The following is a 24,750-nucleotide window of genomic DNA, read 5'->3' on the forward strand; positions in this document are numbered from 1 at the left end:
TGACGCGCTTTGTTCAACCAGAAAAAATCGAAATTGATGCAAACGAAAGGGCAGTTAATGAAAAGTCTCAATACTGCTTTTTCGTTTGCACCACCTTCGATTCTTTCCTTAACGATTTGCACTTCAAATCGTTTTCTTTATTCTATCATAGCATCCATTATTCCGCCATCAGTCTTTCGAACCAGGTATCCATGACAATGATAAACTGGCCTGCTCCTGGCAATTCTTGCAGCATTTCGTCAAGAGTTTTCTGTTTCACATATTTCTGCACATACACCCAACAGGCAATGCTACTGGCTTCTGATACAATGTCAGCTATGGTTTTGCGCATAAGCTCTTCAAATTCAGTAATTTCTTCTTTTGGGACAACATCATACAGTGTTGGTGCCTGATCTTTCACTTGAAACAGATGCTCTTTGAATGGACGAAGACACTCAATCTCAATTTCTATGATTCTTTCTTCGTTTTTTCCTGATTATCTTTTGGGCTCAGTCATCCTGACTCCTTTCCTCCAGGATTCAGGAATAAAAAGATGCCTGCCTGGAACTTTTATAGATAGTAAAATTCCAAACAGACATTACTGTTTGACCATTAGCTGTAGCTAATAGAATTGAATACTGTTTCAGCTATTTTATGTTTGCAAACCGGTAATTTTGATTAGCTGTCAGCTAACAAAAATCGGATTGCGTTAGCTGAAAATTGATCATTTTGAATGGAATTTTGTGTCACGAACGTGATTAGAAAATAACAAAAGCGTTCGTTGTCAGCTAATCCAGCTAACATTTTCGAACGCTTTGAAGCCCGTCGCCAAGAGGATTTGAACCTCCGACCCCTCGCTTAGGAGAAGCCCCCGAGGGGCATTTTTGACTCCCTACAAATCCCCGAAAATCCTTGATTTTACTGGCTTTTCTGGGATTTCACTGTTAGTAAATTCTCGTCCAAAACCTGCTAATTTTTCGTGGTTTTTTGCCTTCCTTTTAGCAGGGTATTAGCAAATGCAAAGAAATATGGGAAACATCATTGAGTTAATCTGTAGCCCATAAATCACAGGAAACGCATTTGAAGTTTACGCATTCTCTTATGCAAATCAATAATCTGTGTTCAAATATTATAATGGTTTTTCTTCTTGATTTCAAGATTTTTCAGGAATTACAAAAGGCAACCCTGACGGATTGCCTTTTTTGTATGACTAAATTGTTTTCGCTAAAGCCTTTAATAATGCTGCTGTTTCCGGATTTGATAACAGTTTTGTGAGCAAGGCGGCGTTTTCATCTGTACTGTTCTCAGCAGGCTTTTCTTTTTCAACTTCGCTCTCTTTTTGAACCTCTGCCATTGGGTCAAGGAGTTCAACCGAAGTTTCAAACTTGGGCATTGGAGCAGTTTTACCTTCTTCCGCATTTTTGAGACCTTTAGCGTTGTAGAACTGTTCCTCAAACTTCTGTGCGTTATATCGCCTGTCCTCGTCGATTATATGGCTGTAAACATCGGCAACCATATCCATTCGGGCGTGTCCTGAGTCGCCTTGAACCGATTTCATATCGCCGCCGTTCCATTTCAGCTTGTAGGTTATACTTGCGTGACGGAAGCTGTGAAATACCACATCGGGTAAGTCGTTGTCCTGTATCAGCTTTTTCAAAGCACGGTTGATTACCTGACCTTCCATCGGTCTGCCTGACGAATGGCAGAATACCAAGTCATAATCCAAATACTCATCACCGAAAAGCTCTTTCATTTCGTCAATCTGCTTTTTTCTCTCTAACAGCATTTGAGCTACGGTTGACGGCAAGAAGATTTTTCTCACACTTGTTTTAGTTTTTGGCGTTTTCAAAACAAGGGAGGTATTTGTATTTGACAGAGTTCTCGGAAAGACACGGATAATGTCCTTATTATCAAGCACCTCCATTACATCTCTGTTTACTCGCTGAAGCTCTTTATCTACAAAAATGGAAGCGTTGTTTTCTTTCAGGCTTTCCTCCGAAATATCAATGCAATCCCAAGTAAGACCGAGCATTTCACCCATACGGAGTGAACAGGCAAAGGATAAATTGATGGCTAATGCGAGAATATCATCATCGCACACTTCAAGAGCGTGCATAAGAGTTTCTGCTGTCCATATTTCTCGTTTCTGATGTTCCTCTTTCGGGAGCGTTGCATTGAGAACCGGGTTTCTTGTCATCAACTCCCATTTTACCGCCTGATTAAAGGCACTCCTTAAAAACTTATGGATTTCTCTTACGGTATGTACGGTCAGATACTCATTTTTAGGCTTTTTATTCTGTACCACTTTGGTCTTAACTTTCAGAAGGCTTTGATAGAATTTATCCATAAGTCTCGGAGTCAGTTCATCAAGTTTCACATCGCCGATAAGCGGAATGATGTAATTATACATAAGCCCTTTCTTTGAACGGTAGGTTGACATTGCCCAGTTATTTACTCCGTACACGGAGCAGTATTCTTCAAGCAAATCCGCAACTGTCGTAGCATTAGGAATGATGAATGTACCGCTTTGCTGTTCAAACTCAATTTGAGTTTTTCTCTTTTTAGCGTCTGCGTTTGTATCAAAGGTTTCCCATTTTTGATGTTGGTTTCCGTCATCGTCTTTGTAGGTATAAACGACGGAATATCGATTCTTTCTCTTTACAATAGAAGCCATAGTCGTTCCTCCTTATTCATTATCCAGCCATTTATCAAAGCTGGTCTTTATTATGCGGTATCCGGTTTCGAGCATTACTGCCTGAAAACACCCCTGTTTGATGAGCTTATATACGGTCTGTCGGGTAATACCCAAGATTGACTGAACTTCCTCTACGGAATAGCTCTTTTTTGTATATGTACCGCCGTTTAATTCACGAACTCTATCCTCAATCGACATATCCCTCCACCTCCTCGATTTCCTTAACTTTAGTGTATTTACTTTGCGAAGCGTACCACTTATCAAAGCTTTCTCTTTTTATTCGGCGTTTACCGTCAACCCATATAAACTCAACAATGCCATCGTTCATAAGGTCATTTGCGGTGCTTCTCGGAATGCCGAGTACCTTTGCAACAGTAAGAGGAGAGAGCGTTTTGCCGTATTTCTTACCGGGTCTTTCGCCGTTTACTTTCTCATAATGGAATTGTCCTGCATACCAATCTTCAAAGCTATCCACATCAACTCTCATTTTGCCCAGTACCAAATAGGTCTTAAATCGGCACTGATTGATGAGTCGGTATGTAGCCGTCTTTCCAAGACCGAGTATTCTCATTACGTCGGGTACAGACATTGTCTTTTTGTCCTGATATGTAAGAACTGCCTTGACGATTTTCTTATTTTCTTCAACGCTTTTCTTTGAAGCTCTGTATTCGTTGCCGACTCGGTATGTTTTGAATAAGCCGCAATTCATCAGTTTCAGTGCTTCTTCTTCGGAAATGGAAAACAACCGAGATATTTCCTTGACAGAATAGGCTTGCCACTGTGCTTCCTCCTGAAGCTTTTCATCGCTGAACAATTCTGCCAAGCGTTCATTTTCCTCTCTGAGATTAAACTGCTCCACTCGGTCATTGAACATATTAACAAATGCCATCTTCAGAACCTCCTTTCTCGCCATTGAGCCAATTTTCAAAGCTCTTTTTAGATATTCGATATTGACCTCCGACACGAACGCTATGGAATTTCTTGCTTTTAAGCAGCTCATAGACGGTAGTTCTGCTCACTTTCAAGATGTGCTGTATATCATCTACCGTGTATGCTCGTATATCAGGTTCAGTCTGCCTGAATGTATTAGGAAGTCGAGTATCGCTCTTTTCAATTTTCTTTCGCATTACCGTTTACCCCCGATTTCTTATTTGCCACTCTGACTACCATATAGCCAAGTGACTTGGCTATATGGTACTGAAAATCGGAGTTTTTGTTAATTATGCGATTGGTTTAATCGCATAATTGACAACCGGAGCTTTCGCTGTCCATATTATCAAGCCATCGGTCAAAGCTCTTCTTGGAAATTCTGTAATGTCCGCCGACCTTTACAAAATGGAAAACGCCTGAGTTGACGAGAGCATAAGCAGTGTTCTTTCCAATGCTGAGAATATCCATTATTTCTTCTACCGTATAAACTCTTTTCTCAAAGCCGGAACTATCATCAACAGCGTTGGGTAGTTTGTTCATTGCTTCAATCTTATCTTCAAACATTGTCAACACCTCCCTTAGCGTGATGATGGTTCTTTTTGAAAATCATATAGTCATAGCCGTATCCTACCTGACATTTATCGCACATCTCTTTATCTGCCTGAAAGGGGTCAAGTCTTTTTACAATGTTTTCAGGGATAGACTGAAACTCGCTTCTGCAACGAGGGCAAAGACTTAGTACAATGCCTTTACGCTCTGTCTTGGGTTTAACGGGAATACCGACTGCAAATTTCAATCCTCGCTTGATTTCGCTGATTTTATCTGCGTCGGTAATTCTTCCGACAAAATTATCAAGCTCTGTGGCTTTATCCACGGTGCGTAGCTGCTCAAGCATTACCATCGACGGCTCTTTTAAGCCACAATCCGTGTTTAGCTCAATATGAGTATTCATTGCCGTTTTCTTTTTAACAGCCGTTATAGCGGCTACAACGACCGTAGGACTGCTTTCATTTAAGCGATTTGTCTGAACCACAAGAACCGGTCTCATTCCCGATTGCACACTACCGTTTGTAACCCCCAAGTCGCAGTAATAAATATCGCCCCATCTGACATTCTTAAATTCTTTTTCTTTCATATGTAAATCCTCGCTTTCGATTATTCTGAGGTAATTCATATCCGGATTAGAATTAACCCCTTCACTTGTTTGAAATGGGAGAGCGTTTTTGGGGGGTGTTTTAGAAAAATTTCCTCAACTTTTTTATTGCACTGTTTACCGATTCCCTTACAGAAGTAAAATCGACTCCTTCTTCATCTGCGATTTTTTCAAGTGTTTTGTTGTAGAAGAAATACTTAAAAACTCTGCGTTTCTGTGTTTCGCTTAAGTAACACAAAACCTCCCGAAGTCGCTTAATATTGTCTTTCAGCATTATTTCTTCGATTGGGTCTGTATCGACTGCCAATTCCGGATGATGCACTTCAAATTCTCCGTCATTGATGTCAAATGCGTGTCCGAAAAGAAGCCTTCTCATTCTCTCTCTTGCTTCGTAGTTCTGATACTCCGTTATCACTTCGCCCTGAGCCATAGAAAGCAGAATGAACGGAGTGTACCGACGGATAACATCAGGGTATTTAACCCACAATTCTTCTTCCGCCAGTTCTGTTACAATCGCCCATTTCTCCGTGCCGGTGTAGCCGTGATATTCATACCGCAGGTTAATGAGCTTGCAGTCGTTCGCAAATAATAATTCCTGTTGTTCTAATGTAAGTTTTGTCATTGTCGTAATCTCCTTAAATTTGAATTTTTGAATTTGGTTGAAATCAAAAATTCGGAGATTACGGATACTTGGCGATATACGCCAGCCACTTATATGTCACGGTCTTGCTCCTTTCGGGAGCGACAAAAAAGCCGGACACCAAGAACATTAGGATATTTCTATCCCTTAATTCTCAGCGTCCGGCAATTTGATGACTCAAGAGCTTTCGCTCAAGGACTCGTGGCTCGGTACATCTGTCCGATATTTAATTGTTCGCTCTGTTACTACTTCTTGTTAATCTGTACTTGACTGTTCCCTTGCGTAGGGATAGGTCAACCTCTACTACTCTGTGGCAGTTCGGACATTTCAGTTCAATCACGCCTGTTGTCATTGTTACCTTGTCAAAAATACGCCAGCCACAGTTTTTGCACCTTACGATTATCTTTTGTTCCAACGATTTCATAGCTCGCTCACCTCCGGATAAACCGTAACCAAATCAAAAGGATTATCAAGATACTCCTTTTTCAAAAGTCCGAGCTGTTTCATTCGTATAGCAAGTGCTTTTTTGGAACACCCTAAAAAATCCGCAAGTGCATCAAATCTCTTATATACGCTCGGATAGTATATTTTGTTCAGACACTCAATCTTTTCTCCAAGACTGAACAGATACATTCCCTGCTTTATAAGGTTTTCGGGAAGAAGGATAGCAGCTCCAAGCGTATTTGCCTGCCATTCCTCCCAATCGGATATAGGCTTATTTCTCTCGGAATTTGCCTTGTAATAATGTACTCCGGCAGATTTCTGTGTCACACCGTAATCATTCGGGAACAACATCTTAAATATCTGATGGCTGCCCTCGTGCATTAAGGTGAAATTCTTTCTGCCTTTCAGCTTGCTGTCAAAGTTCAAGTCCTTTTCCACGAGAACGGTTTTTCCATCCAAAAAGAAAAAGGCTTCGTTATCATCATCTTCAAATACCTGAACACCCATTTCCGTAAATGAGGTCATTCCGAGAATACTACCGTCATAAGATAGGTGCTGGTATTCGACATTCAATCCGAGAACCTTCTCCAAGAGAAGCTCCGGGTCAATTCTGTATATTTGTGTGTTACGGACATCGGGAAGTGCCATATATGCCTGAACATACTTGTCGGCAATCGCTTCGATGTCAAATCTCGATAAATGTTTCAAGTTACAAAACCTCCTACCATTAGGATTTTGCTTCTACAAACCACTTTCCGTTTTCTTCGTCGAACAGAAATGTGGGCTTGCCGCAAATCTGTACCGTGTAGCGGATACCGGTTCCTCCGACTTTGGTGGAAGCCGCACGGCATTTCTGAATTACACGGTCTATCTCATATTTTTCATCATTCTCAAACTTGATGAAGTTCGGACGAGCCGTTCCATCAGGTCTATGTGTTACATTTACTTCAACATAAACTTTTCTTCTTTCGGATTCCATTTTTATTCCTCGTAATTTCTCAAAGTCAAAACTAATCTTCCCAAGTGCTTGTATCCGTCGATGTTCTTATCCGACACCCTGTACTTGGGTCGGTCATCTCCGGCAGTATTGATGTAACAGGAAAGCCTTCCTTTCTTAAAGCGTTTTTTCCGGTCAAAGAAAAGAAACATTCCCTCATATATACCGTAGTCGGTAAAATGGTTTCCGCCGTCCGCACGAAAGATAACAATATCTTCGCTGCACCCCTGCAAAAAGCAGTCGGGCATCGTAACATAAGCCGTAACCTCTTTTTCGTCAATCACATTTAGACCTCCTTAACCAACCATACCTGTCGGCATAGTGATTTCGGCTTTTTCCGGTGGTAGCCGCAAGTTCTGACACAGAACCCCATTCCTTATGCTGTCCTTTCCGAAACGCCGTCTGATTTCTTCAACACACTTTTCCATTCGCTCCAATTTGTCCTGCTTTGCGGCGTCCATAAACATATCTATTTGACGGGGCGTGTCTTGTGGAATAAGATTTATGGCTTGTACTGTCACAGAACGGATAGGGTTATTCCACCCATATCTTTTTTCAAACAACTGAAAAGCGGTCTTTGCAATAATCATCGGAGACTGTGTAGGAAGTGCAATCTTCGTCTGCCATTGCCTTGTATTGAGCGTGTTGTCTCTAATATGTATTGCGACACCTTCTGCACTCAGTCCGTGAACACGGAGCTTGTGTCCGATGTCTTGGGTTAATTCGAGAAACACGGGCCACACCTGCTCCGGTTTCTCTAAATCTGCTACTGTTGTTATACCGTGTCCTACACTTTTTATAGGAGAAACGAAATCTTTCTTGGCAACAAGGGAAAGGTCGTTGCCGTTGGCATAGTTCCATAAAACTACTCCGTTCTTTCCTAATCTTCTGCGTAAGAACTCAGGGTCGTTATTCGCTAAATCCCCGATGGTACGAATACAATAGCTGTCAAGCACTCGCTGGGTTGCCCGTCCTACACCGAGCAGGTCAGCGGCAGGAAGTCCCCAAATCTTTTCTTTGAATGTATCCTTTGGTATAACGGTTACTGCGTCCGGTTTCTTCATATCCGAGCCGAGCTTCGCAAATATCTTATTAAAGGAAACACCCACAGAAATCGTCAAGCCGAGTTCAAACTTCATCGTTTCACGAATTTCATTTGCCACCTTTTCCGGCGAACCGAAAAGGCTTTCTGTCCCGCTAATATCCAGCCAACACTCGTCCATACCATACGGTTCAACTTGGTCGGTATATCGCTCATAAACGCTTCTCGCAAGCTTTGAGTATTTGATATACTCCTCATAATGGGGCGGCACTACAACCAAGTCCTTGCACTTCTGTTTAGCCTGCCATACTGCGTCCCCGGTTTTCACATCAAAAGCCTTTGCTTTGTAGTTCTTTGCAAGCACGATACCGTGTCGTTCCTCCACAGAGCCGCAGACAGCAATCGGATATTTCTTCAATGCGGGGTCGAGCATACATTCGACGCTGGCATAGAAGTTGTTCATATCACAATGAAGTATGCTTCGTAACATTTTTTGAACCCCCCTTGACATTTTGGGAAGTTTAGTGTAAACTATGAGTAGTTCAACTTCCTGTTTCTTATTATACGCAGTTTAAGTGTACTTGTCAAGAGTAAATGAGAAGTTAAACTGTAAATATTCTTTTAAGGAGTGAAATCAAAGATGACATTCGGTGAAAAAGTCAAAGCAGAGAGGACTAAACTCGGTCTTAATCAGGATGAATTGGCTGAAAAAATAGGCGTAACCCGACGTGTAATTTGTTCTTATGAAAATGATAAATCCCGTCCGAGAGGAACGGAAAGATACAAGAAGCTGGCAGAAGCATTAAATGTAAATGTGAATTATCTGCTGTCTGAGGATGACGCTTTCATCGCCGATGTAGAGGATAAATACGGACGCAGAGGGGCAAGACAGGCTCAGGAGTTGCTTGCAGAAGTTACCGGTCTGTTTGCCGGCGGCGAAATGGCTGACGAAGATATGCGTGAAATGGTTGACGCTATTCAGGAAGCATATCTTATTGCAAAGAAGAACAATAAAAAATACACCCCGAAGAAATACCGCAAAGACGAGTAATCCTCACAGTGAACTAAGTCCAATATATGGGACACACAATAGTTTATAATTTATTATAGGGTAAATATCCGATATACTATAATATGGGAGGTGAGCCGGATTGGGGTATTACACTACGGCTGAAATTGTGAAAATCGTCAACAAGCTCATTGACCGTTGCGGTACTCGTGACCCGTACAAGGTCGCAAAAGAGCTTGGTATCAATATTATCTACCGAGATTTTGAAAAGCAGCGTGGAGCATACAAGGTCATTCTGAAGAACCGCTTTGTTTTCCTTAAAAACGGTATGCACCCGGTCGTGGAACAGATAGTGCTATGGCACGAAATCGGACACGATGTTCTCCACAGGCAAGAAGCGGTTGCTGTCGGCGGGTTCAAAGAGTTCAACATCTTTGATATGAGAGAGAACCGTATGGAGTATGAAGCAAATATCTTCGCTTCTCAGGCTTCGCTCCCGGACGACACCATTTTGGAATACATTGAAAACGGCTATGACATTCAGCAGATTGCACGGGCAATGTGTTCCGACATAAACCTAATTGCTCTGAAAGTAGATACGCTGATTGCACAAGGCTATCAACTTCGCAAACAGGAACACCAAAACGATTTTCTTAAATACAGTAAAAAAATATAAGACCGTCAAGTCTCGAATGAGATCTGACGGTCTAATTTTTATCAGTTTTTATTATATCCGAATTGTCTTGTGCAAAGGGTATCTTTCCACCATTTTTCACGACTCAGTATGTAATTATCATCCATTCGTGCGTTATAGTTTTCTAATACTGAATACTGAAAATTTGCTTTTATATAATCAAACCCTTTGGTGTCAACAATATGTTTAAGTTCAACATTCCCACCGTGTCCATTGTCTATATAGTTAGTCCACCTTTGAAGCAACATTCCATACTGAGCAGTTGCCGAGCCAACATACATTTTTCCGTTGCTGGTATCAGTTATAAGATAAACTGCTTTTTGATTTCTCAAAGCATCAAGCCAACCGCTGCGTTTATTCCGAATAATCGTTTCCAGTTGTGAAAAACTCAATCTTATGTTCTCATAACCCGGAAATTCGTCACCATCATAAGCAGTAGAAAGAATTTCTATTACTTCCAGTTCCTCCATCATAGACTCATAGGTTCTTCCCATGCCTTAACCCTGTATGCCATCCTGTTGTCCTCCTGCAAAAAATGAGTGAGGGGATTTCCATCCCTCACCCAGTAGCCCGCAGGATGGCAGGCTGTTTTAGAAGCTATAAAATTTTCCGCAGCTTCTTCCGCAGATGGTCTAACCTCGCATAGATGGCACCAGTCGTCAAATGCACAAGCGGGGCAATCTCCTTTGTGGAATACCCCTGCATTTTCAGCAGGACGATTTTCAAGGTACGCCCGTCCACCGTGACTAATACTTGATAGAGATTTTCGCTCTCAATCTCTTCCAGTAACTCCGCAACCGTACCCACTTCCGCCTGCCGCTCCCTGCCTGCCATGTCCTCAAGATATTCCGCAACGTCATTCGTCCATCGGTAAAACCGCCTGTTGGAATTGAAGTCTGCCCTGTCCGCCATGCGTATCTGCTCAATGGTCGCTTCATCAACGCCGCACTCACGCAGCAGCTTTTCCTCCGCTTCTTTCCAGATACGCCATTTCCTGTCCTCCCGTCCGTGGTTGTATGCCATTCTTACTTCCTCCAATCAGAATTGATTGAGAGGGCAGAGAAAAGCCCCCTCATCTTCCCAAAGGAAAAAACAAGGGGGCTGAACGCCTTAAATTTTAATTTTCTATTATCTTTCTTAGTTTTATTAGGATTCTGGCTTTGCGTTTGTTTACAACGCTCTGGGTTATGCCCAACCTCGCCCCGACTTCACGCTCGGAAAGTCCGTCAAAAAAGATTGCCTGTATCAGCTCCTGTTCACTATCCGACAGCAAAGGCAGGGCGGCTTTCAGCCTGTCCACCATGACCGCATTGACAACGGTTTCTGCAATGTCCACCGCTTCATCAGTGATAAAGTCCAGAGGATTCCCCTCGCTGTCCGTAAATCCGTCGAGAGATAGCAGTCTATTCTTTGTATCTAATTTTTGCAGATAACGCCACCGTTCCTTGTCACGGTAGAAGTCTGTGTATTGCTCCCTCACGACTTCAAGCAGACAGCCTTGAATGGGGATAAACAGCTTGTCCATATAGGTCTGGTCGGATTCCCTGCAACGGCAGAACTCCGTGTAGGATAATTCCACATAGCCGCCACTTTCTCTGATATATACCTTTCTTGGTGCATATTTCACCATAAATACCTCCCATCTGAATTTTTGAAATGTAAAAAATCCAGATGGAGAGGCGGAGAACGACACCGCATATCAGAAACAGCCCTACGGCACTTTCCAACAAAAATCGACAAAAGAAAAACCGCAAAGGCTCTGTGACCTTTACGGTTATAGGAAATAGTAATTCTATTGTATGGAGATTGTACTTCTACTTTCAAGGTGAGAAGTACCGTTGCACTGGCAGAAATTCTTTTAACTGGTTTCCTGCCGTTCTCTGATATGCTATGTATTGATAAATTTTGCTTCGTATGAGCAGATAGATAACTGCCCGAAAAAAGGACATAAAAAAATCCCTCCAAATTTAAAAACAAATTCAGAGGGTAATTTAGGGTATAACAAAATAACCCACCCGAATATCGTTTTTTTTATTTGGTGAGTTTGTTCTTTCAAATACGAAACAAATGCTCATGTACGGTAAAGTATCACAAGAAAATTATGTCGAATTGACAGCCGCCTCCGCTATACCGAATAAGGAAATAAAGAGTCCTCAAATTTTGCGCTACTAAATGAAGACGAGCGGAAGTAATCTCCCGCTCGTCAGTAAACTTAACTATGCCATATCAATCCCGCTTCTTTCCCGCCACCGGCACTAAGAACAGCGCGGGCAACAGCAGGAAAGCGGTACAGACCAGCCCCCAGGGTATGGACACCTGCTGGGCTACCAGCCCCACAATAGGCCCGCCGATGATCTGCCCGAAAGAGTCCAGCTGTCCGCTGGTGGAAAAGACTGTGGCGCGCATTTTCTCATCCACTTGGTCGTTCATCCAGGCGGCCAGCACAGGCTCCTTGATGGTGCGCATAAGCCCCGCCAGCAGGAACACCAACAACATGAACCAAAAGCTCCGCCCCACCGCGAAGAGAACCAGGAACAGGATATACCCGGCGCTGGTGGACATGACCACACTGGTTCGGCTGACAGTCCCTTTTTTCTCCATGCGGGCGATGAGCAACTGAGAAGCCAGAATACCTAAGCCGTTGCCGATAAGACTGATAACACCGAACCAAGTGACGCTGTTCAGCGGCCCGATAACGGGTATTACCGTGTCATCCAGAAAATGAGCGGTGGAGAGCCGGTCAAAGCCTTCACTGGCAAGTCCCCCGCATAGTGTGATTGCTAAGAGCGCCAGCAACACAGGTGCGCCTTTCACAAAGCCCAGGTTGAGCTTGAACAGGCAGACAAAGTCTTTAAGCAAGCCCTGCCGTTCCTCAATAGCAGGGGAGAAGTTGGTTTCTGGCATGATGCGAACCATCACCAGCCCCAACAACAAGCACAAACTGCCCCCCAAGATGAGAGGCATTTGCAGGTTTATGTTTCCCAGCAGTGTGCCCAGCACCACGCCCAGAACGCCGCCGATTTGCCCCATTTGACTGCCCCGCAGGAACACCTTGTCTATGGGTTTGTCCTCTTCCTCCGAGGCAATCCACGCCTCCAGAGCGCCGGTGATGAAGGTATCACCGCAACCCCAGACAACCTGGGCCAGCAGAACCGGCGCGAACCACGGTAGCGCACCCTCCATCAGAAAGCCCAGGCCGTAGAGGAACATTCCAATCAGCACCGAGCGCCGACGGCTATACAAATCCGCCACCACACCGGTGGGCATCTCGAACAGAAAGCAGGAGGTCTCCTGAACCGTCCCTACCAGGACAAGCTGGAAAGCATCCAGCTGCACCACCTCCAGGTGGTACACGATGGAAAGCACTGTGGACATAGAAACCGCCAGGGAACAGACAAATCGGAACAGCAGGTAGACAGAATATGCCTTTGAATTTTTAGCAAACATGAAGTTACATTCTCCTTTCAAATCTCATTTTATATGACTTTTGCAAGCTGTTAAGCTAACTTGTGGAACATATGCCGAACCTTATCTATACGGCTATTCGGGCGGCGGGGTTGGCAAATAAATTTACCAATAGCTGGCTGGTATCCTTTTAACTCTGTCAAGCAGACTCCCTGCCCATTTGTGAAATAAGTTAAATCGTTCCTGTATTCTTGAATACATCTAGCAGGGATTTCTCCTTTCAGAATGACCTCGTCATTCTTTATCTGAGTACTTACAATATCTGCACAATACCTTGGAGCATCATGATACGCCCGTGAGAGATATTCCTGCGGTGCATAAATTTCAAAGTGGAGATATGGCTCTAATAGTTCTGTCCCTGCTTTTTTTAAAGCCTGCTCCAATACGATAGGGGAAAGCAGCCGAAAGTCTGCGGGGGTACTTACAGGACTATAATACAATCCATATTCAAAACAGATTTTACAGTCTGTCACTTTCCATCCATACAGCCCCTGCTCGCAGCCATAAAGAACCCCCTCCATAACCGCATTTTGGAACGATTGATTTAAATATCCAAGTGAAACTCTGCTTTCATACTGCACTCCGCTTCCAATAGGGAGCGGCTCTATGGACAACCCGACAGAAGCCCAGAAAGGATTTGGCGGGACTTCTATGTGGATGGTATATTCTGCTTTTCTAAGCGGTCTTTCCATATATATAACAGTAGGCTCTTTTATTTCTGCCTCCACATGATATTTTTCCTCAAGGATGGCACAAATGACTTCCATCTGCACATTCCCCAAAAAAGATAACATAATCTCATGGGTAACAGTATCAATGTCAAAATGCAAAAGAGGGTCTGTATCAGCAATCTCTGCGAGGGCATTTAACAGGGCTTCCCTTTGCTCCGGCTTTTGCGGCTCTACCGTTGTCCGAAGTAATGGCATGGGATTATCAATCCGTGTTTTGTGAGGCAGGAGTTTTTCATTTCCCAGGATATCGTTCAGTTTCAAAGTATCATCAGCTAAAATAACAATTTCTCCCGGACAGGCATGGTCAGCCGGGACGATTTCACCGTTTGTCGGAACACACATCTCTGTGATTTTTATTTTCTCTTTTTCAGATATTCTAATAACATCCCTCAAATGCAATGTTCCGCTATATATACGCACATAAACAAAACGCCGCCTTTTCTCTGAATATTCAATCTTAAAAACCTGCCCGCATAGTTCAGATTGACCTTCAGGCGTTGATGAATAAAATTTACTGGCAATTACTTCTATAAGCTGCCGAATCCCCAGATTGTTTTTAGCGCTTCCGTGATAAACGGGAAATAACGTTCCGTTTTGGAATCTCCTGTTTTCTTCCTGTTCCAGTTCTGACATTTTAAACGGTTTCCCTGACATATATTTCTCTAATAGTTCATCGTTTCCCATAATTACCGCATCCCACTGTTCCATATCGTCATTGTCCGTTACATTTATATGGGGATGCTGCCCAACCTTTTGCTTCACTATAATTTCCGAAGAAAGCTTTGCTTTCATTTCCCGATATACCATTGGCAAATCAATCCCCTCTTGGTCAATTTTATTGATGAAAAAAATTGTCGGAATCTTCATTATCTGTAGTGCATGAAACAGTATACGGGTCTGTGCCTGTATGCCATCCTTTGCAGAAACTAATAATACTGCTCCGTCTAATACGGATAAAGAACGGTATACTTCCGCCAAAAAATCCATATGGCCTGGCGTATCTATAATGTTGACTTTTACATCCTCCCACTGAAAAGATGTCACTGCTGTCTGGATAGTGATTCCCCTTTGACGCTCCAAATTCATTGTATCTGTCCTTGTTGTGCCTTCATCTACGCTCCCTAGTTCTGCAATTGCACCACTGGTATACAATAAACTTTCCGTTAATGTTGTCTTTCCTGCGTCAACGTGAGCCAGAATGCCTAAGTTAATTATTTTCATGTGATTTTCCTCCTATCAACACCCAAAAAAGGGCATAAAAATACCCAGTGATAAATACTCCTATCACTGGGTAAATAACTCCAATAGCCCCAAAACACTTATATGTTTTCGGGCATATAAAATTACATGATAAAAGTATTCTTAAACTGGGTACAAAAAACTAAGCCCCATATTAAAAGTGAAACGGGACTGCTACTTTTTGTTCCCACTATCAAATTGACAGTTTATTTAAGAATACCTTGCCGCATATTTATTAACTCCTTGTCTAATACTGAATCTAATTATATTCCTTAACCCTTTATTTGTCAAGCCTATATTTAAAGAACATAATAGAAAACTGTTCTGACAGATTTAGAGTATGTGATATTTTACACAATAATATCAAGCAATATGAAAGATACTAAAGTCAAGCGAAAGAAAAAATGTTATGGATTATTTGAAAACGGCAGATGAAATTGTTGATGTCTATTTTGTCACATATATAGAGTCTTGTGATAAGAATAATAATTCACATTCTACATCTTGGAGAAATAGATATATAGGTCAAGACGGTGTTATCTATATTCTTAAGAATGGAAACAGACAATTCTTTGTTTGGCATCCTGTTGACGATGATTTTAAACCAATTACTTCTTTGGGAATTATTAGTTCCCGTGATGATTATTATATTAAAAAGAACAATCTATTAGTAACAACTCAGAATTCCATTTACAAATTCAGGCTTATCAACAAGGAGGTGAACACTGATGATAAAACTTAACAAAATGGAACAAAATGAATATAACGCTTTTATTGTTGCTGTTGTTCCTTCATTATTACCCGGCACATACCACTTTAGAGACTTTTTCACAAATAGAGTTACATCTGCAAGAATCGGTCGTAAATTCTATGAAGATGTTGTCAATGGTATATATCCGCATATTTCTCTTGTTGGGACAAAGGCTTCAGAAGGTTATATTTGTTCTTGAGTAAATACCTGATTTCTCATAATGTACTTGATGGCTACTCAAACGAGCAGCCATCTTTTTAATATGCCGGAATACCGTATCCGTAGATAACAGAGCTTCCGACAGGGTATGTTTTGGTTCTGCAAGTGTCGCCTGAGTTGCCCTCAACGGTATAGACTGTACCGTTTTCGCATTTCTGAACAATACCGGTGTGGTCTGTCACACCGTCGCCCTCCCAGTCAAAGAAAATGATTGTACCGGGCGAAGGCTCATACGAACCGTCTGCCCACTGTCCTCGGTCTCTGAACCATTGTACACCGTTTACACAGCCGGCATACTTTGGAATAATACCGGCGTCGATATATCCGCACTCGTTAGCACACCAAGAGACGAAGCAGGCACACCATTCTACACGGGAGTCAAATCCGTACCAAGACCAGTAAGGCTGACCGCCTACATTACCCACCTGTGACAAGGCAACCGTTACGATTTGGTCGTCGCTGTATCCGATACCGTAAAGCACCTGAGACCATAGTTGATTGTTTTCGTCCTTTAGCAGCTCGGCAAGATACTCTTTCTGCTCCTGATTAAATCCGTACATAGCCGCCATTTCATCAACGGTCTTGTGCGATACCGTGATATACAGGAAAGTTTCTGTTACTGTGGTTTCGGTCTGTACGATGTTGCCGTGTCCGTCGTCGCTTTCTTCGATTTCGGTATGGGTTTTCGTTTCCGTTCGGGAAGAAATATCGTTCATTTCCCAAAAAATATCCGACAGTAGCTGCTTCTTGGTTTCATCAACCGTAGCAACCTCCATCGGATTGTCGGGGTCGGTATTCACTTTAACAGAATAGACCGCAAGAACATCTTTCCAAACAGCTCTGCTTCCGCTCATTTCAAGCACATCATAGCTTACAGAGTTCTTTTCCTGTTCCAATCGGTCATCATATTCCTGATTGATTTCCTGAACGACTGTCTGCATTGACATTCCCGTGCCGGAATCCTCTCCCGAAAAGAAGATACCGAACACAGAACCTGCAATCAAGGCTACAAGACATAGCACAATAATTACTACCACCGCAACCCAACCGCCGGCAGCGATAGCGGCAATAAGACCTTTTACCGCCGCTATGATTGCTTTTACTGCGGCAATGGTGGCTTTGGCTGCGGCTTTAATCGTAGCGGCTGTTGCTTTGGCTGTGGCTTTTGCCGCCTGTGCCGCTTTCTGCGAAGCCTTAACTGTCGCCTGAGCTGTTTTCTGTGCCGCTTTTGCCGCTTGCTGACTGGTTTTTATCGCAGTCTTTGCAGTCTGCTCAGCCGTCTTAACCGATTTCTGTGCGGTCTTTGTTGCTTCTTTTCCGGCAAACTTAATGGTTTTCTTTCCGGAGGAAGTGGCAGACTGCTTTATGGTCTTTTCCGCCTTATCGACAGTCTTAATCGCAGAGCTTGTGTTTTGCGAAGCCTGTTTTCTCAAAGACTGCTCGGCTCGCTGCTGCTTGAAACGCTGAATACCGTCCTTTGCGGTGCGGATATTCTCTTTTGTGGTTTCAAGTCCCTTTCGTCCCGCCTTGTCAAACGCATAGGCACCATCGTGAAACACCTCGTCAATACCGCTTTCCAGTTTATCGGAAGCGTATTCCTCGGCAGAACTGCTGTTGGCATTTACCGACCGCTCCGCCTTTTCTTTTGTTGCGATATACGCCTGCTTCATTCGTTGGGTTGCGACGGCAGCCTTATCTATTGTTCGTATCGTACCTTTTGCATTGTCTTTCGTTTTAATATCAGCCATACAATCCCTCCTTCCTATGCAGGCTGAACTACCTGTTGTATTATTCGTTTATTAGCTTCGCCACTACAACAAGTCTGCCGTTTGTCCGGGAATACTCACAGGTGGAAAGGGTCAGGAGCTTGTCGCCGTATTCGGCGGTTATGCCGGTTTCGTAAAGCGACAGTTTCTTGCACTTCTCAACATAGGCAGTGAAATCCTCGGCGGTGTCCGCATTGACGAACTGATAATATTTGAAGCTGTCGGGACTATCCGTATATACTACGGTTTTGAACACGGCAATTACTTCATAGGTCTGTCTATCGGTCAGCGTATCAAAGGATACTGTTTTGTGCTTTTCCCAAAAGCTCTTGTCCTTGAATTTCATAAGACCGGCGAACATAGAGCCGTCGTTCATATGATGACCGTAGATAATGATATTGTCGCTTGGCAGTTCCATATCGCAGTTTTCCTGAACATAAGGACAGCCGTAGTCGGTGTATGCCTTATCAAAGCCGTGCTTCAGATAGAAGTTCGGGTTGTCCTTTGACTGCATAACGGGATAATTGATTTTTGTGTCCTCAACCTTAATCCAGCCGACCATATCGTTATTTTGCAGATAAAGCTCCTGATACTCCGGGATAAAGGTCTTTTCTTCGGAGTAGTTCATCAGCTCTGTGGTTTCTTCAGGCTCGGTCTCCACAACCTCAATCAGATTGTCGTACATCTCAGCCTGCTTTGCAGAGTCGCAATAGTGCTTGATGAGAAAACCTGAACTGACGGCAAATACAATGCTGAAAGCACAGATTATGGCAATATAGATTTTGTTTTTCATAGGTGTTTCCTTTCTCATTTACAGAATAGGGCAAGGGTTATGCACCCTCGCCCGGTTTGGTTGTCATCAGCTTATACAGCTTCGTATTCTTCGGGAACTTATTTGCAAACGGCACAAGCGAACTGCCGACCTTAATCAATCCGTGTCCTGCGTCAACATTCGTGATATACGAAAGCTGGAGGTCAGAAATGTTAAGGAGCTTTGCAAGCTCAATTCTGTCGGTTGACGCCTGATTGAGCATAATCAAAAACTCGCTGTTTGCAAGCATAGTTCTCGCTGTATGGCTCTGCAAAAGGTCGTCCACATTCTGTGTAATGCCGGTGGCATAAGCGCCGTACTTTCTTACACGCTTCCAAAGCGTAAACAGGAAGTTTGCAGAATACTCGTGCTGGAACAGGAGGTAGATTTCATCAATGAAGATAAAGGTCTGCTTACCTTTAGCACGGTTCTGTGTAATACGGTTCAGAATAGAGTCGAGGACGACAAGCATACCGATAGGCATAAGCTGCTTGCCGAGGTCAAGAATGTCATAACAGATAAGTCGGTTATCCGTATCAACATTGGTTGGCTTTGCAAAGGTATTCAAAGAACCGTGAGTAAACAGCTCGATAGCAAGGGCGATTTCCTTTGCTTCCGGCTCGTCCTGTTTCAAAAGCTCCGCACGAAAATCCTGCAAGGTAGGAACAGTACCGGTATATCCTCTCTGCTGATAGTCTCGGTAAACACTTGCCGTACAACGATCGATGATAGATTTCTGCTTTGCTCCGAGGTTTGTACCGCCGATAAGCTGTTCGCAAAGGGACATAATGAACTCGGATTTCAGGATAACCGGGTTTGCTCCGTCGCCGTATTCCTTGTTCATATCCATCGCATTGATATGGCTCGGAGAAGTAGCGGAAATATTGATTATTTCGCCGCCGAGAGCTTTTACAAGCTGCGAATACTCTCGCTCAGGGTCTATGATAATAACATCTGCATTGGAGGAAAGAATGATATTTTCAATTTCACCCTTTGCCGCAAAGGATTTTCCGCCGCCGGATACGCCGAGAATAAAAGAGTTGCCGTTGAGTAGCTGTCTGCGGTCGGCAATAATCATATTTTTACTGATGACATTCTGACCGTAGTAAATGCCGTTTTCGTGGTAAATGTCCTGAACCCTGAAGGGAATAAAGACCGCAAGGCTTTCTGTGGTAAGGGTTCTGAATGCGTCAATCTTGCGTGTTCCAAAGGGCATAGCCGTATTCAGTCCGTCCATCTGCTGATACTTGAGAACGGCAAACTGGCACAAATGCTTTCTTGCCGTAGTAAGCAGAGCTTCGGTGTCGTTATCAAGCTGTTCTTTGGAGTCCGCAGTATGAACCATAGTGAGTACAGCGAACATCATTCGCTGATCACGAGTGGTAAGGTCATCAAGGAACTCCTTCATTTCCTTTTTCTGCTGTTCCATATCATACGGAACGGTAGCGGAAAAGTTATTGTTCTGATTCTGCTTTCTCTGCCAGTTGGTTATATTCGTCTCAACCCCAAGCAGTCTGCTCTCTGCTTCTCGCACCGCTTCATCGGTAGGAACAGGTACGATGTCAATGGACATCATCAGGTTGCGGTTCAGGTCGGTAAGCTCGGCTACCATACTGTCCTTGATATAGGAAGCGTACTCACGAAGAAAAAGGACTCTCCCGTAACGGTTTCCCATTTTGAAGTAGTCCTTTTCAAATTCCATTGTATCGGGGCAAACATAATCCTTGAAATCGTGTCCCTTCTTTCTCGTTTCCTTAATATTGAAGTGGTAGGCGGTTTCCTCCCCGACACGGAAGAAATCGTGGACAATTCTCAGTCTCTCATCGGTTTCAAGCTCCACACATTTGCTTCCGAGTCTTGCAAAGTGGGCAATCAGGTCAGCACCGACACGGGCAAAATAGGTTCGTGCGTCCTCCACGCTCTTTTTATTGATGGAGATAGTAACATATTTATCCTGAACGATGGCATTTGCCCCGGTTGCCTTGTCGAGAAGCATTTTGTTATATTCCTCTCGGTAAACATCAAGCTCATCGCCGGTTTCGGGGATAAGAATGGTTTTCTCAAAGTCAAGACGGTTAAGCCGTCTGTTGTTGATAGTCAGCTTTGTAGTAGCTCCGCTGTCAAGAGAGTTGAGAAGCTCGGAGTATTCAAGGAACATTGCTTCCTTATCCTCACGGCTCGCTACGGCATAGTTAATATCCGTGAACTTGAAGCTTTTGGAATACTTGTCCTTGCCTACACGGAAAATGCCGTCATCATAAATAGCGGTAATGGGAATACAATCCTGTACGCCCTTTGGTACTACGAACTTTTCTTTGTCCTGCTTTAACAGGTTTGTAAGAGTTTTAATCATTGTTCTTATAAGCCTCCTTCTGTTTTTGTTCGATTGTCGGTTTCATCAATTCGTAATAGGTGTTGGTGGAATGAAAGACCAGCTTTTTCGGCATAAGGAACTCGGACTTTATCCACGCCCATATAAATTTCTCAGCCGTCATTCCGTTGTATTTCACAAAGCCGAGAGCCGCAAAAGGGGCAGCTCCCAAAATGCACACCCACGATACAGTTTCTGTTCCGAGGTACGGTTTTAGGAGGAAGTAAAGTCCTACCGCTACCGCACAGGCGAGGACAGAAAAAATGAACTGTCTGAGCGACAGTCCAAAAAACATTGACTCTGTGTAATTTCGTATCTCTCGGTTAATTTTGACTTCCATCAAAAGCTCCTTTCTCTGCGATATGCTTGTTTTGCGTGACGGATTTCATCAGAGCAGACGCAGGTGTCCGCAAGGCAAATCACATTGCCGTTTTTCTTTCCTCCGTAATACACACAATATTTGCAGTCGCAGTCGGCAGGCGTATAGCCCTGCCATCTATCGTTATTATTCTTGTTTTTCTTCATCAGAGAACCTCCCGTTATAAGCCCATCATTTCACGGATAATTCGGTCGCTCATCTTAACCGCACCGACAAGCACAAGCATATTGAATACCAGTTCGCCGATATATGCCCATACCTGAGTAACGGCTGCTGCGTCAGGGTTCACTACCGGCGGCGTAGAAGCAAATAGGGAGAAGATGATACAAGCAAGTACAATTACTGCTCCCTCAAGCAAAACGGCACAGTAGCTCTTTATAAAGCTCTTACCCACATTCTGCGACGGTTCTCCGGCAAATGTGGAAAGCGGTATCGGAGCGAGAGCAGTGTACATATACAGCTTGAAAAATCGTCCGTACACCGTCATTATCATAATGAACGACAAGACCGTGATAAACAGTCCGCCGATAAGAGTAACCGCCCACAATGGGATACTTTCAAAAAATCCGCAGCTTTCAATGGTTGTTACCATTTCAGCAGGTAAAGTTGTTTGATTGGGCGTACCGAATCCCGCAGATGTCATAATGGTTGAAATCGTACCTTGTACGATGTCGAACAGGGCAAGCATAAGCTCCAGCCCGTAGGTAATCACACCTTTGGCAATGGCAAAGCGGATAAACAGCTTTAATGCGTGTTCCGGTTTCTTTACATCGGTAAAACTTCCGCAGGTGCGAACCACACCGACAACAAAAAACAGAACAAGCAGGGCAAGACCGATAGCCTGAACTGCTCCGTTGATATTCACCATTACCGACCAAATACTGCCGCCTTTGAACTGTTGCGGCGAAGTGGTTAGCAACTGCCATATTTCCGAAAGCTTGCTGTTCCAAGTTTCAAGGGCATTTTCGAGGTTCTGAACTACCCAGTTATCACTCATCTGTTTGCACCTCCTTTAAGATTAGGGGCATACCTGAAATGCCAGGTATGCCCCGTTTGATAACTGTGTTCTCTTAACCGGTAATAAGGGTAAGGATTTCCTTTGCAAAGGTAATGATGATACCGCCTGCAAGAGTCAGGAAACCGTTGGCTCTCTGAGACGGGTCGTGAGACTTCAAAGAGAGACCGACCTGAACGATACCGAAGCCAAGCAGGATAAGACCGATGGCACGGATAAGACCGAAGATGAAATCGGACAGATTGTTGACTACGGTAATCGGGTCGCTGGCGGCAAAAGCGGTAACGCTCATACCGCAAACAAGAGTTGCTGCTGCGATTACGGCGCAGTAAGCACGGAAGCCTTTCTGAACCTTTCCGGTCATAGGCAGCTTCTGAGTAGTTTTCTTTTCGTTGTTCTTCTTAAAAATGTTCATTGTGTTTTCCTCCGTTAAAATAAGTTTTTATTCACTTCAAAATCCTCATCGGACAGAAGTTCGTAATTGGTTTCTCCGTAGCTTTCCTCCGGAAGTTCTTCCGGGTCAATAGAAAGAACGGAAATTGATGAGTGCTTGATGGTCACTTCGCCGTGTTTATATGCAGAAGCCTTTCCATCGGTTGTAAGTGCCACATTCGGGTGCTTCAAGATGTCGTACTTGAAGTCCATAACGGGGCGTTCTCCACGAATAAACAGAATTGCATATTGGTTATCAAGCATACGAACCTCATCAGGAGTAAGAAGCTCTCGACCGCTAATCTGATAATTTGTGGAGTAGTTGCCGCTTCGACCGGTACTTTTTCCGAAAGTGTTGGTATCAATGGTTTCCTTGCCGAGAAGCTCGGACACATATTTGTGGGTGCTTTGCTCGTTGCCGCCGAGATATAAAAACTCGTCGCAGTTACCTACAATGCTTTCCCATTGCTTTTCAAACAAGGCTTTAAGCTGTGCCAAGTTCTGCAAGATAATACTTACCGATACCCCACGGGAACGCATAACCGAAAGAATTTTGTCGAAGTCATCAGGGAGTGAAACATTCGCAAACTCGTCCATCAAAAAATGAACGGGAACGGGAAGCGAGCCGCCGTGAATATGGTCGGCAGCATAAAACAACTGCTGAAAAAGCTGTGTGTAAAGGATAGATACCAAGAAGTTAAAGCTGGAATCGTTATCCGGTATCAAAGCGAACAGAGCGACCTTTTTCTCTCCGAGTGACGGGAGGTCAAGCTCGTCTGTGGTGGTTAAAGAAGCAAGACTTTCAAGGTTGAACTTTTCCAGTCTTGCCGCAAGGGTTATCTGTATGGACTTTAAGGTTTTCGCCGCACCTGAATGATAGGAACGGTAATACTTCAAAGCAATGTGGTCGGGATTCGACATCTCCAATTCCGCAAACAGTTCATCAAGAGGAGAAGGTCTTGTGTCCTCCTCGTCCTCAATCGCACCGGCTCTGAGCATTTCCATTATCATTGCAAAGTTCTGTTCATCTTCGGGTGCTTCATAATGAAGATAAAATACAAGTGCAAGCAAAAGCATTGAAGCCGAGGTATCCCAAAAGGGGTCTTGTGATTGACTTCCTTTCGGAGTGGTACTCTTAAAAAGGTTCGTCACGAGCTTTTGCACATCGTTGTCATTCTGCAAATAGACAAACGGGTTATAGCAATGGCTTTTCTCCATTGAAATCAAATCGAGAACACGGACTTCATAGCCTTTGCTTTCAAGCAGCTTTCCGGTATCTCGGAGAATTTCGCCCTTTGGGTCAAGAATGACAAATGATGTGTTGCACTGCATAAGATTCGGCTTGCAGTAAAACCTTGTCTTACCGGCTCCCGAACCGCCGCACACAAGGGTGTTTAAGTTTCTTCGGTGTTTCTTCGCATTGAGTCCGATACAGACATTTTGCGTCATCAGCTTATTTGCAGAAGCCGGAGACTGTCTGTATTTTTTGTTTACGGCTCTTGCATTGCCCCATTTTGCAGAACCGTGTTCTTCACGCCTTCGGTAATTCTTCTGTGTTGAGAAGTAAATCCCAATACCCATTGCATAGCAGAGAAGCAAAACGAGGACAGTTTTTAGGCTGTCCTCGCATAGCTCAATATGAAATGGTTCGTTGAACGCTGTTAATAGGCTCGGCAGTATTTCCGGCAATCCTCCTTTTACAGAGGGTGCAATCAGAAGTGCCAGCCATACGACCGGGATAATACCGATGACGGAAAGAATAATAGCAGACTGCCTCTCGTTATCTCGATTCACAGGAGCGTTCCTTTTCGATAACTTTGAACTTTTTCTTTGGGGCAGTTCCGACCTTGATGATAAGGTCGTCCACCGCATCGGTAGATTTGCCCTCGTTCATCAAATCTGTTTTCTCGTCGTTGAGAGAACGGATAATAATGCCGTGTTCATAATCGTCCAATGCGATATGATACATTTCTTCCTTCGCCATAGTC

The 24,750-nt window shown here is 43.6% G+C and carries 30 protein-coding genes and 1 pseudogene; 4 read left to right on the forward strand and 27 right to left on the reverse strand.

Translation table 11 applies throughout. The features are described from left to right. Positions 1 to 157: 157 nt before the first annotated feature. The 13 genes and pseudogenes from H8S17_RS13265 to H8S17_RS13330 form a co-directional block, all read right to left on the reverse strand. Positions 158 to 394, reverse strand: a pseudogene (locus H8S17_RS13265) (hypothetical protein); the annotation flags it as partial. A gap of 795 nt (positions 395 to 1,189) precedes the next feature. Continuing rightward, on the reverse strand, positions 1,190 to 2,653 hold the full coding sequence (locus H8S17_RS13275; protein ID WP_015573044.1) for a tyrosine-type recombinase/integrase: 1,464 nt from the start codon (positions 2,651 to 2,653) through the stop codon (positions 1,190 to 1,192). 12 nt (positions 2,654 to 2,665) lie between these two features. Continuing rightward, positions 2,666 to 2,872 carry a helix-turn-helix domain-containing protein gene (locus H8S17_RS13280; RefSeq protein WP_015573045.1) on the reverse strand — a complete coding sequence of 69 codons (207 nt, stop codon included), beginning with the start codon at positions 2,870 to 2,872 and terminating at the stop codon, positions 2,666 to 2,668. After that, positions 2,862 to 3,563, reverse strand: coding sequence for a helix-turn-helix domain-containing protein (locus tag H8S17_RS13285; protein WP_015573046.1), 702 nt, complete (start codon positions 3,561 to 3,563; stop codon positions 2,862 to 2,864). The genes H8S17_RS13280 and H8S17_RS13285 overlap by 11 nt, the downstream gene beginning before the upstream one ends. Beyond that, complete coding sequence (locus tag H8S17_RS13290; protein ID WP_015573047.1) at positions 3,550 to 3,801, reverse strand: helix-turn-helix domain-containing protein; 252 nt, start codon at positions 3,799 to 3,801, stop codon at positions 3,550 to 3,552. The genes H8S17_RS13285 and H8S17_RS13290 overlap by 14 nt, the downstream gene beginning before the upstream one ends. A gap of 106 nt (positions 3,802 to 3,907) precedes the next feature. Further along, positions 3,908 to 4,168 (reverse strand): helix-turn-helix domain-containing protein, encoded by a 261-nt coding sequence (locus H8S17_RS13295; RefSeq protein ID WP_015573048.1) that lies wholly within the window; start codon positions 4,166 to 4,168, stop codon positions 3,908 to 3,910. Continuing rightward, positions 4,161 to 4,739 (reverse strand): type II toxin-antitoxin system PemK/MazF family toxin, encoded by a 579-nt coding sequence (locus tag H8S17_RS13300; protein ID WP_024721675.1) that lies wholly within the window; start codon positions 4,737 to 4,739, stop codon positions 4,161 to 4,163. The genes H8S17_RS13295 and H8S17_RS13300 overlap by 8 nt, the downstream gene beginning before the upstream one ends. A 100-nt stretch (positions 4,740 to 4,839) precedes the next feature. Beyond that, positions 4,840 to 5,379 (reverse strand): sigma-70 RNA polymerase sigma factor region 4 domain-containing protein, encoded by a 540-nt coding sequence (locus H8S17_RS13305; protein ID WP_015573050.1) that lies wholly within the window; start codon positions 5,377 to 5,379, stop codon positions 4,840 to 4,842. A gap of 244 nt (positions 5,380 to 5,623) precedes the next feature. Beyond that, positions 5,624 to 5,821: a hypothetical protein gene (locus H8S17_RS13310; protein WP_074124429.1), complete on the reverse strand. Its 198-nt coding sequence runs from the start codon at positions 5,819 to 5,821 to the stop codon at positions 5,624 to 5,626. Further along, positions 5,818 to 6,549, reverse strand: coding sequence for an ImmA/IrrE family metallo-endopeptidase (locus H8S17_RS13315; RefSeq protein WP_024721676.1), 732 nt, complete (start codon positions 6,547 to 6,549; stop codon positions 5,818 to 5,820). The genes H8S17_RS13310 and H8S17_RS13315 overlap by 4 nt, the downstream gene beginning before the upstream one ends. Positions 6,550 to 6,568: 19 nt before the next feature. Then, entirely contained in the window at positions 6,569 to 6,820 is a 252-nt protein-coding gene (locus H8S17_RS13320; protein ID WP_003525178.1) for a hypothetical protein, read from the reverse strand. A gap of 2 nt (positions 6,821 to 6,822) precedes the next feature. Continuing rightward, a complete protein-coding gene (locus H8S17_RS13325) occupies positions 6,823 to 7,122 on the reverse strand; it encodes a hypothetical protein (protein ID WP_024721677.1) in 300 nt (99 codons plus the stop codon). Between the two features lie 12 nt (positions 7,123 to 7,134). Beyond that, complete coding sequence (locus tag H8S17_RS13330; protein ID WP_015573051.1) at positions 7,135 to 8,370, reverse strand: DNA polymerase Y family protein; 1,236 nt, start codon at positions 8,368 to 8,370, stop codon at positions 7,135 to 7,137. Between the two features lie 150 nt (positions 8,371 to 8,520). Here H8S17_RS13330 and H8S17_RS13335 point away from each other — a divergent pair, with 150 nt between their 5' ends. Both H8S17_RS13335 and H8S17_RS13340 read left to right on the forward strand, forming a co-directional pair. Next, positions 8,521 to 8,931 (forward strand): helix-turn-helix domain-containing protein, encoded by a 411-nt coding sequence (locus H8S17_RS13335; protein WP_015573052.1) that lies wholly within the window; start codon positions 8,521 to 8,523, stop codon positions 8,929 to 8,931. Between the two features lie 100 nt (positions 8,932 to 9,031). Next, positions 9,032 to 9,565, forward strand: coding sequence for an ImmA/IrrE family metallo-endopeptidase (locus H8S17_RS13340; protein WP_024721678.1), 534 nt, complete (start codon positions 9,032 to 9,034; stop codon positions 9,563 to 9,565). 41 nt (positions 9,566 to 9,606) lie between these two features. Here the strand turns inward: H8S17_RS13340 and H8S17_RS13345 are convergent, their stop codons facing one another. From H8S17_RS13345 to tet(O), 5 genes are all read right to left on the reverse strand, one after another. Continuing rightward, entirely contained in the window at positions 9,607 to 10,077 is a 471-nt protein-coding gene (locus tag H8S17_RS13345) for a GIY-YIG nuclease family protein (protein ID WP_024721679.1), read from the reverse strand. Positions 10,078 to 10,180: 103 nt separating this feature from the next. Continuing rightward, positions 10,181 to 10,606: an RNA polymerase sigma factor gene (locus tag H8S17_RS13350; RefSeq protein WP_000323895.1), complete on the reverse strand. Its 426-nt coding sequence runs from the start codon at positions 10,604 to 10,606 to the stop codon at positions 10,181 to 10,183. A gap of 94 nt (positions 10,607 to 10,700) precedes the next feature. Continuing rightward, positions 10,701 to 11,210, reverse strand: coding sequence for a sigma-70 family RNA polymerase sigma factor (locus tag H8S17_RS13355; RefSeq protein ID WP_105116765.1), 510 nt, complete (start codon positions 11,208 to 11,210; stop codon positions 10,701 to 10,703). Positions 11,211 to 11,809: 599 nt separating this feature from the next. Beyond that, positions 11,810 to 13,030 carry a tetracycline efflux MFS transporter Tet(40) gene (gene tet(40) / locus H8S17_RS13360; protein ID WP_109215034.1) on the reverse strand — a complete coding sequence of 407 codons (1,221 nt, stop codon included), beginning with the start codon at positions 13,028 to 13,030 and terminating at the stop codon, positions 11,810 to 11,812. A gap of 50 nt (positions 13,031 to 13,080) precedes the next feature. Then, on the reverse strand, positions 13,081 to 15,000 hold the full coding sequence (gene tet(O) / locus H8S17_RS13365) for a tetracycline resistance ribosomal protection protein Tet(O) (protein WP_109215033.1): 1,920 nt from the start codon (positions 14,998 to 15,000) through the stop codon (positions 13,081 to 13,083). 427 nt (positions 15,001 to 15,427) lie between these two features. On the opposite strand from tet(O), the gene H8S17_RS13370 reads away from it, so the two are divergent. Continuing rightward, the gene (locus H8S17_RS13370) at positions 15,428 to 15,760 is read left to right on the forward strand and encodes a hypothetical protein (RefSeq protein WP_015573057.1); all 333 of its coding nucleotides are present in this window, start codon (positions 15,428 to 15,430) and stop codon (positions 15,758 to 15,760) included. Further along, the gene (locus H8S17_RS13375) at positions 15,747 to 15,968 is read left to right on the forward strand and encodes a hypothetical protein (RefSeq protein ID WP_015573058.1); all 222 of its coding nucleotides are present in this window, start codon (positions 15,747 to 15,749) and stop codon (positions 15,966 to 15,968) included. The genes H8S17_RS13370 and H8S17_RS13375 overlap by 14 nt, the downstream gene beginning before the upstream one ends. 58 nt (positions 15,969 to 16,026) lie before the next feature. Here H8S17_RS13375 and H8S17_RS13380 read toward each other — a convergent pair whose 3' ends face one another. The 9 genes from H8S17_RS13380 to H8S17_RS13420 form a co-directional block, all read right to left on the reverse strand. Continuing rightward, entirely contained in the window at positions 16,027 to 17,736 is a 1,710-nt protein-coding gene (locus tag H8S17_RS13380; protein ID WP_015573059.1) for a CHAP domain-containing protein, read from the reverse strand. A gap of 40 nt (positions 17,737 to 17,776) precedes the next feature. Next, a complete protein-coding gene (gene srtB, locus H8S17_RS13385) occupies positions 17,777 to 18,547 on the reverse strand; it encodes a class B sortase (protein WP_015573060.1) in 771 nt (256 codons plus the stop codon). A gap of 37 nt (positions 18,548 to 18,584) precedes the next feature. Continuing rightward, a complete protein-coding gene (locus tag H8S17_RS13390) occupies positions 18,585 to 20,918 on the reverse strand; it encodes a VirB4-like conjugal transfer ATPase, CD1110 family (protein WP_015573061.1) in 2,334 nt (777 codons plus the stop codon). Continuing rightward, on the reverse strand, positions 20,911 to 21,276 hold the full coding sequence (locus H8S17_RS13395; RefSeq protein WP_015573062.1) for a PrgI family protein: 366 nt from the start codon (positions 21,274 to 21,276) through the stop codon (positions 20,911 to 20,913). Before H8S17_RS13395 ends, H8S17_RS13390 begins: the two co-directional genes overlap by 8 nt. Next, a complete protein-coding gene (locus H8S17_RS13400) occupies positions 21,276 to 21,461 on the reverse strand; it encodes a hypothetical protein (RefSeq protein ID WP_015573063.1) in 186 nt (61 codons plus the stop codon). Before H8S17_RS13400 ends, H8S17_RS13395 begins: the two co-directional genes overlap by 1 nt. Positions 21,462 to 21,475: 14 nt before the next feature. Further along, on the reverse strand, positions 21,476 to 22,312 hold the full coding sequence (locus tag H8S17_RS13405) for a hypothetical protein (RefSeq protein ID WP_003525214.1): 837 nt from the start codon (positions 22,310 to 22,312) through the stop codon (positions 21,476 to 21,478). A 73-nt stretch (positions 22,313 to 22,385) separates the two neighbouring features. Next, entirely contained in the window at positions 22,386 to 22,745 is a 360-nt protein-coding gene (locus tag H8S17_RS13410; RefSeq protein WP_014635894.1) for a glutamyl-tRNA amidotransferase subunit A, read from the reverse strand. A 14-nt stretch (positions 22,746 to 22,759) separates the two neighbouring features. Then, positions 22,760 to 24,556 carry a VirD4-like conjugal transfer protein, CD1115 family gene (locus H8S17_RS13415; protein WP_024721685.1) on the reverse strand — a complete coding sequence of 599 codons (1,797 nt, stop codon included), beginning with the start codon at positions 24,554 to 24,556 and terminating at the stop codon, positions 22,760 to 22,762. After that, entirely contained in the window at positions 24,543 to 24,746 is a 204-nt protein-coding gene (locus H8S17_RS13420) for a hypothetical protein (protein WP_002606285.1), read from the reverse strand. Before H8S17_RS13420 ends, H8S17_RS13415 begins: the two co-directional genes overlap by 14 nt. Positions 24,747 to 24,750 lie beyond the last annotated feature (4 nt).

Origin of the sequence: Roseburia zhanii, assembly GCF_014287635.1 — a bacterium.
Lineage (GTDB): Bacteria > Bacillota > Clostridia > Lachnospirales > Lachnospiraceae > Roseburia_B > Roseburia_B zhanii.

Bases quoted from the DNA above. Each gene is read 5' to 3' on its own strand.
- H8S17_RS13295 (WP_015573048.1), bottom strand. From the start codon at position 4,168: ATGTTTGAAGATAAGATTGAAGCAATGAACAAACTACCCAACGCTGTT.
- H8S17_RS13395 (WP_015573062.1), bottom strand. From the start codon at position 21,276: ATGGAAGTCAAAATTAACCGAGAGATACGAAATTACACAGAGTCAATG.
- H8S17_RS13400 (WP_015573063.1), bottom strand. From the start codon at position 21,461: ATGAAGAAAAACAAGAATAATAACGATAGATGGCAGGGCTATACGCCT.
- H8S17_RS13380 (WP_015573059.1), bottom strand. From the start codon at position 17,736: ATGGCTGATATTAAAACGAAAGACAATGCAAAAGGTACGATACGAACA.
- H8S17_RS13305 (WP_015573050.1), bottom strand. From the start codon at position 5,379: ATGACAAAACTTACATTAGAACAACAGGAATTATTATTTGCGAACGAC.
- H8S17_RS13390 (WP_015573061.1), bottom strand. From the start codon at position 20,918: ATGATTAAAACTCTTACAAACCTGTTAAAGCAGGACAAAGAAAAGTTC.
- H8S17_RS13320 (WP_003525178.1), bottom strand. From the start codon at position 6,820: ATGGAATCCGAAAGAAGAAAAGTTTATGTTGAAGTAAATGTAACACAT.
- H8S17_RS13300 (WP_024721675.1), bottom strand. From the start codon at position 4,739: ATGAAAGAAAAAGAATTTAAGAATGTCAGATGGGGCGATATTTATTAC.
- H8S17_RS13290 (WP_015573047.1), bottom strand. From the start codon at position 3,801: ATGCGAAAGAAAATTGAAAAGAGCGATACTCGACTTCCTAATACATTC.
- H8S17_RS13310 (WP_074124429.1), bottom strand. From the start codon at position 5,821: ATGAAATCGTTGGAACAAAAGATAATCGTAAGGTGCAAAAACTGTGGC.
- H8S17_RS13420 (WP_002606285.1), bottom strand. From the start codon at position 24,746: ATGGCGAAGGAAGAAATGTATCATATCGCATTGGACGATTATGAACAC.
- H8S17_RS13350 (WP_000323895.1), bottom strand. From the start codon at position 10,606: ATGGCATACAACCACGGACGGGAGGACAGGAAATGGCGTATCTGGAAA.
- H8S17_RS13345 (WP_024721679.1), bottom strand. From the start codon at position 10,077: ATGGGAAGAACCTATGAGTCTATGATGGAGGAACTGGAAGTAATAGAA.
- H8S17_RS13410 (WP_014635894.1), bottom strand. From the start codon at position 22,745: ATGAACATTTTTAAGAAGAACAACGAAAAGAAAACTACTCAGAAGCTG.
- H8S17_RS13405 (WP_003525214.1), bottom strand. From the start codon at position 22,312: ATGAGTGATAACTGGGTAGTTCAGAACCTCGAAAATGCCCTTGAAACT.
- H8S17_RS13280 (WP_015573045.1), bottom strand. From the start codon at position 2,872: ATGTCGATTGAGGATAGAGTTCGTGAATTAAACGGCGGTACATATACA.
- H8S17_RS13275 (WP_015573044.1), bottom strand. From the start codon at position 2,653: ATGGCTTCTATTGTAAAGAGAAAGAATCGATATTCCGTCGTTTATACC.
- H8S17_RS13375 (WP_015573058.1), top strand. From the start codon at position 15,747: ATGATAAAACTTAACAAAATGGAACAAAATGAATATAACGCTTTTATT.
- H8S17_RS13330 (WP_015573051.1), bottom strand. From the start codon at position 8,370: ATGTTACGAAGCATACTTCATTGTGATATGAACAACTTCTATGCCAGC.
- H8S17_RS13370 (WP_015573057.1), top strand. From the start codon at position 15,428: ATGGATTATTTGAAAACGGCAGATGAAATTGTTGATGTCTATTTTGTC.
- H8S17_RS13335 (WP_015573052.1), top strand. From the start codon at position 8,521: ATGACATTCGGTGAAAAAGTCAAAGCAGAGAGGACTAAACTCGGTCTT.
- srtB (WP_015573060.1), bottom strand. From the start codon at position 18,547: ATGAAAAACAAAATCTATATTGCCATAATCTGTGCTTTCAGCATTGTA.
- H8S17_RS13285 (WP_015573046.1), bottom strand. From the start codon at position 3,563: ATGGCATTTGTTAATATGTTCAATGACCGAGTGGAGCAGTTTAATCTC.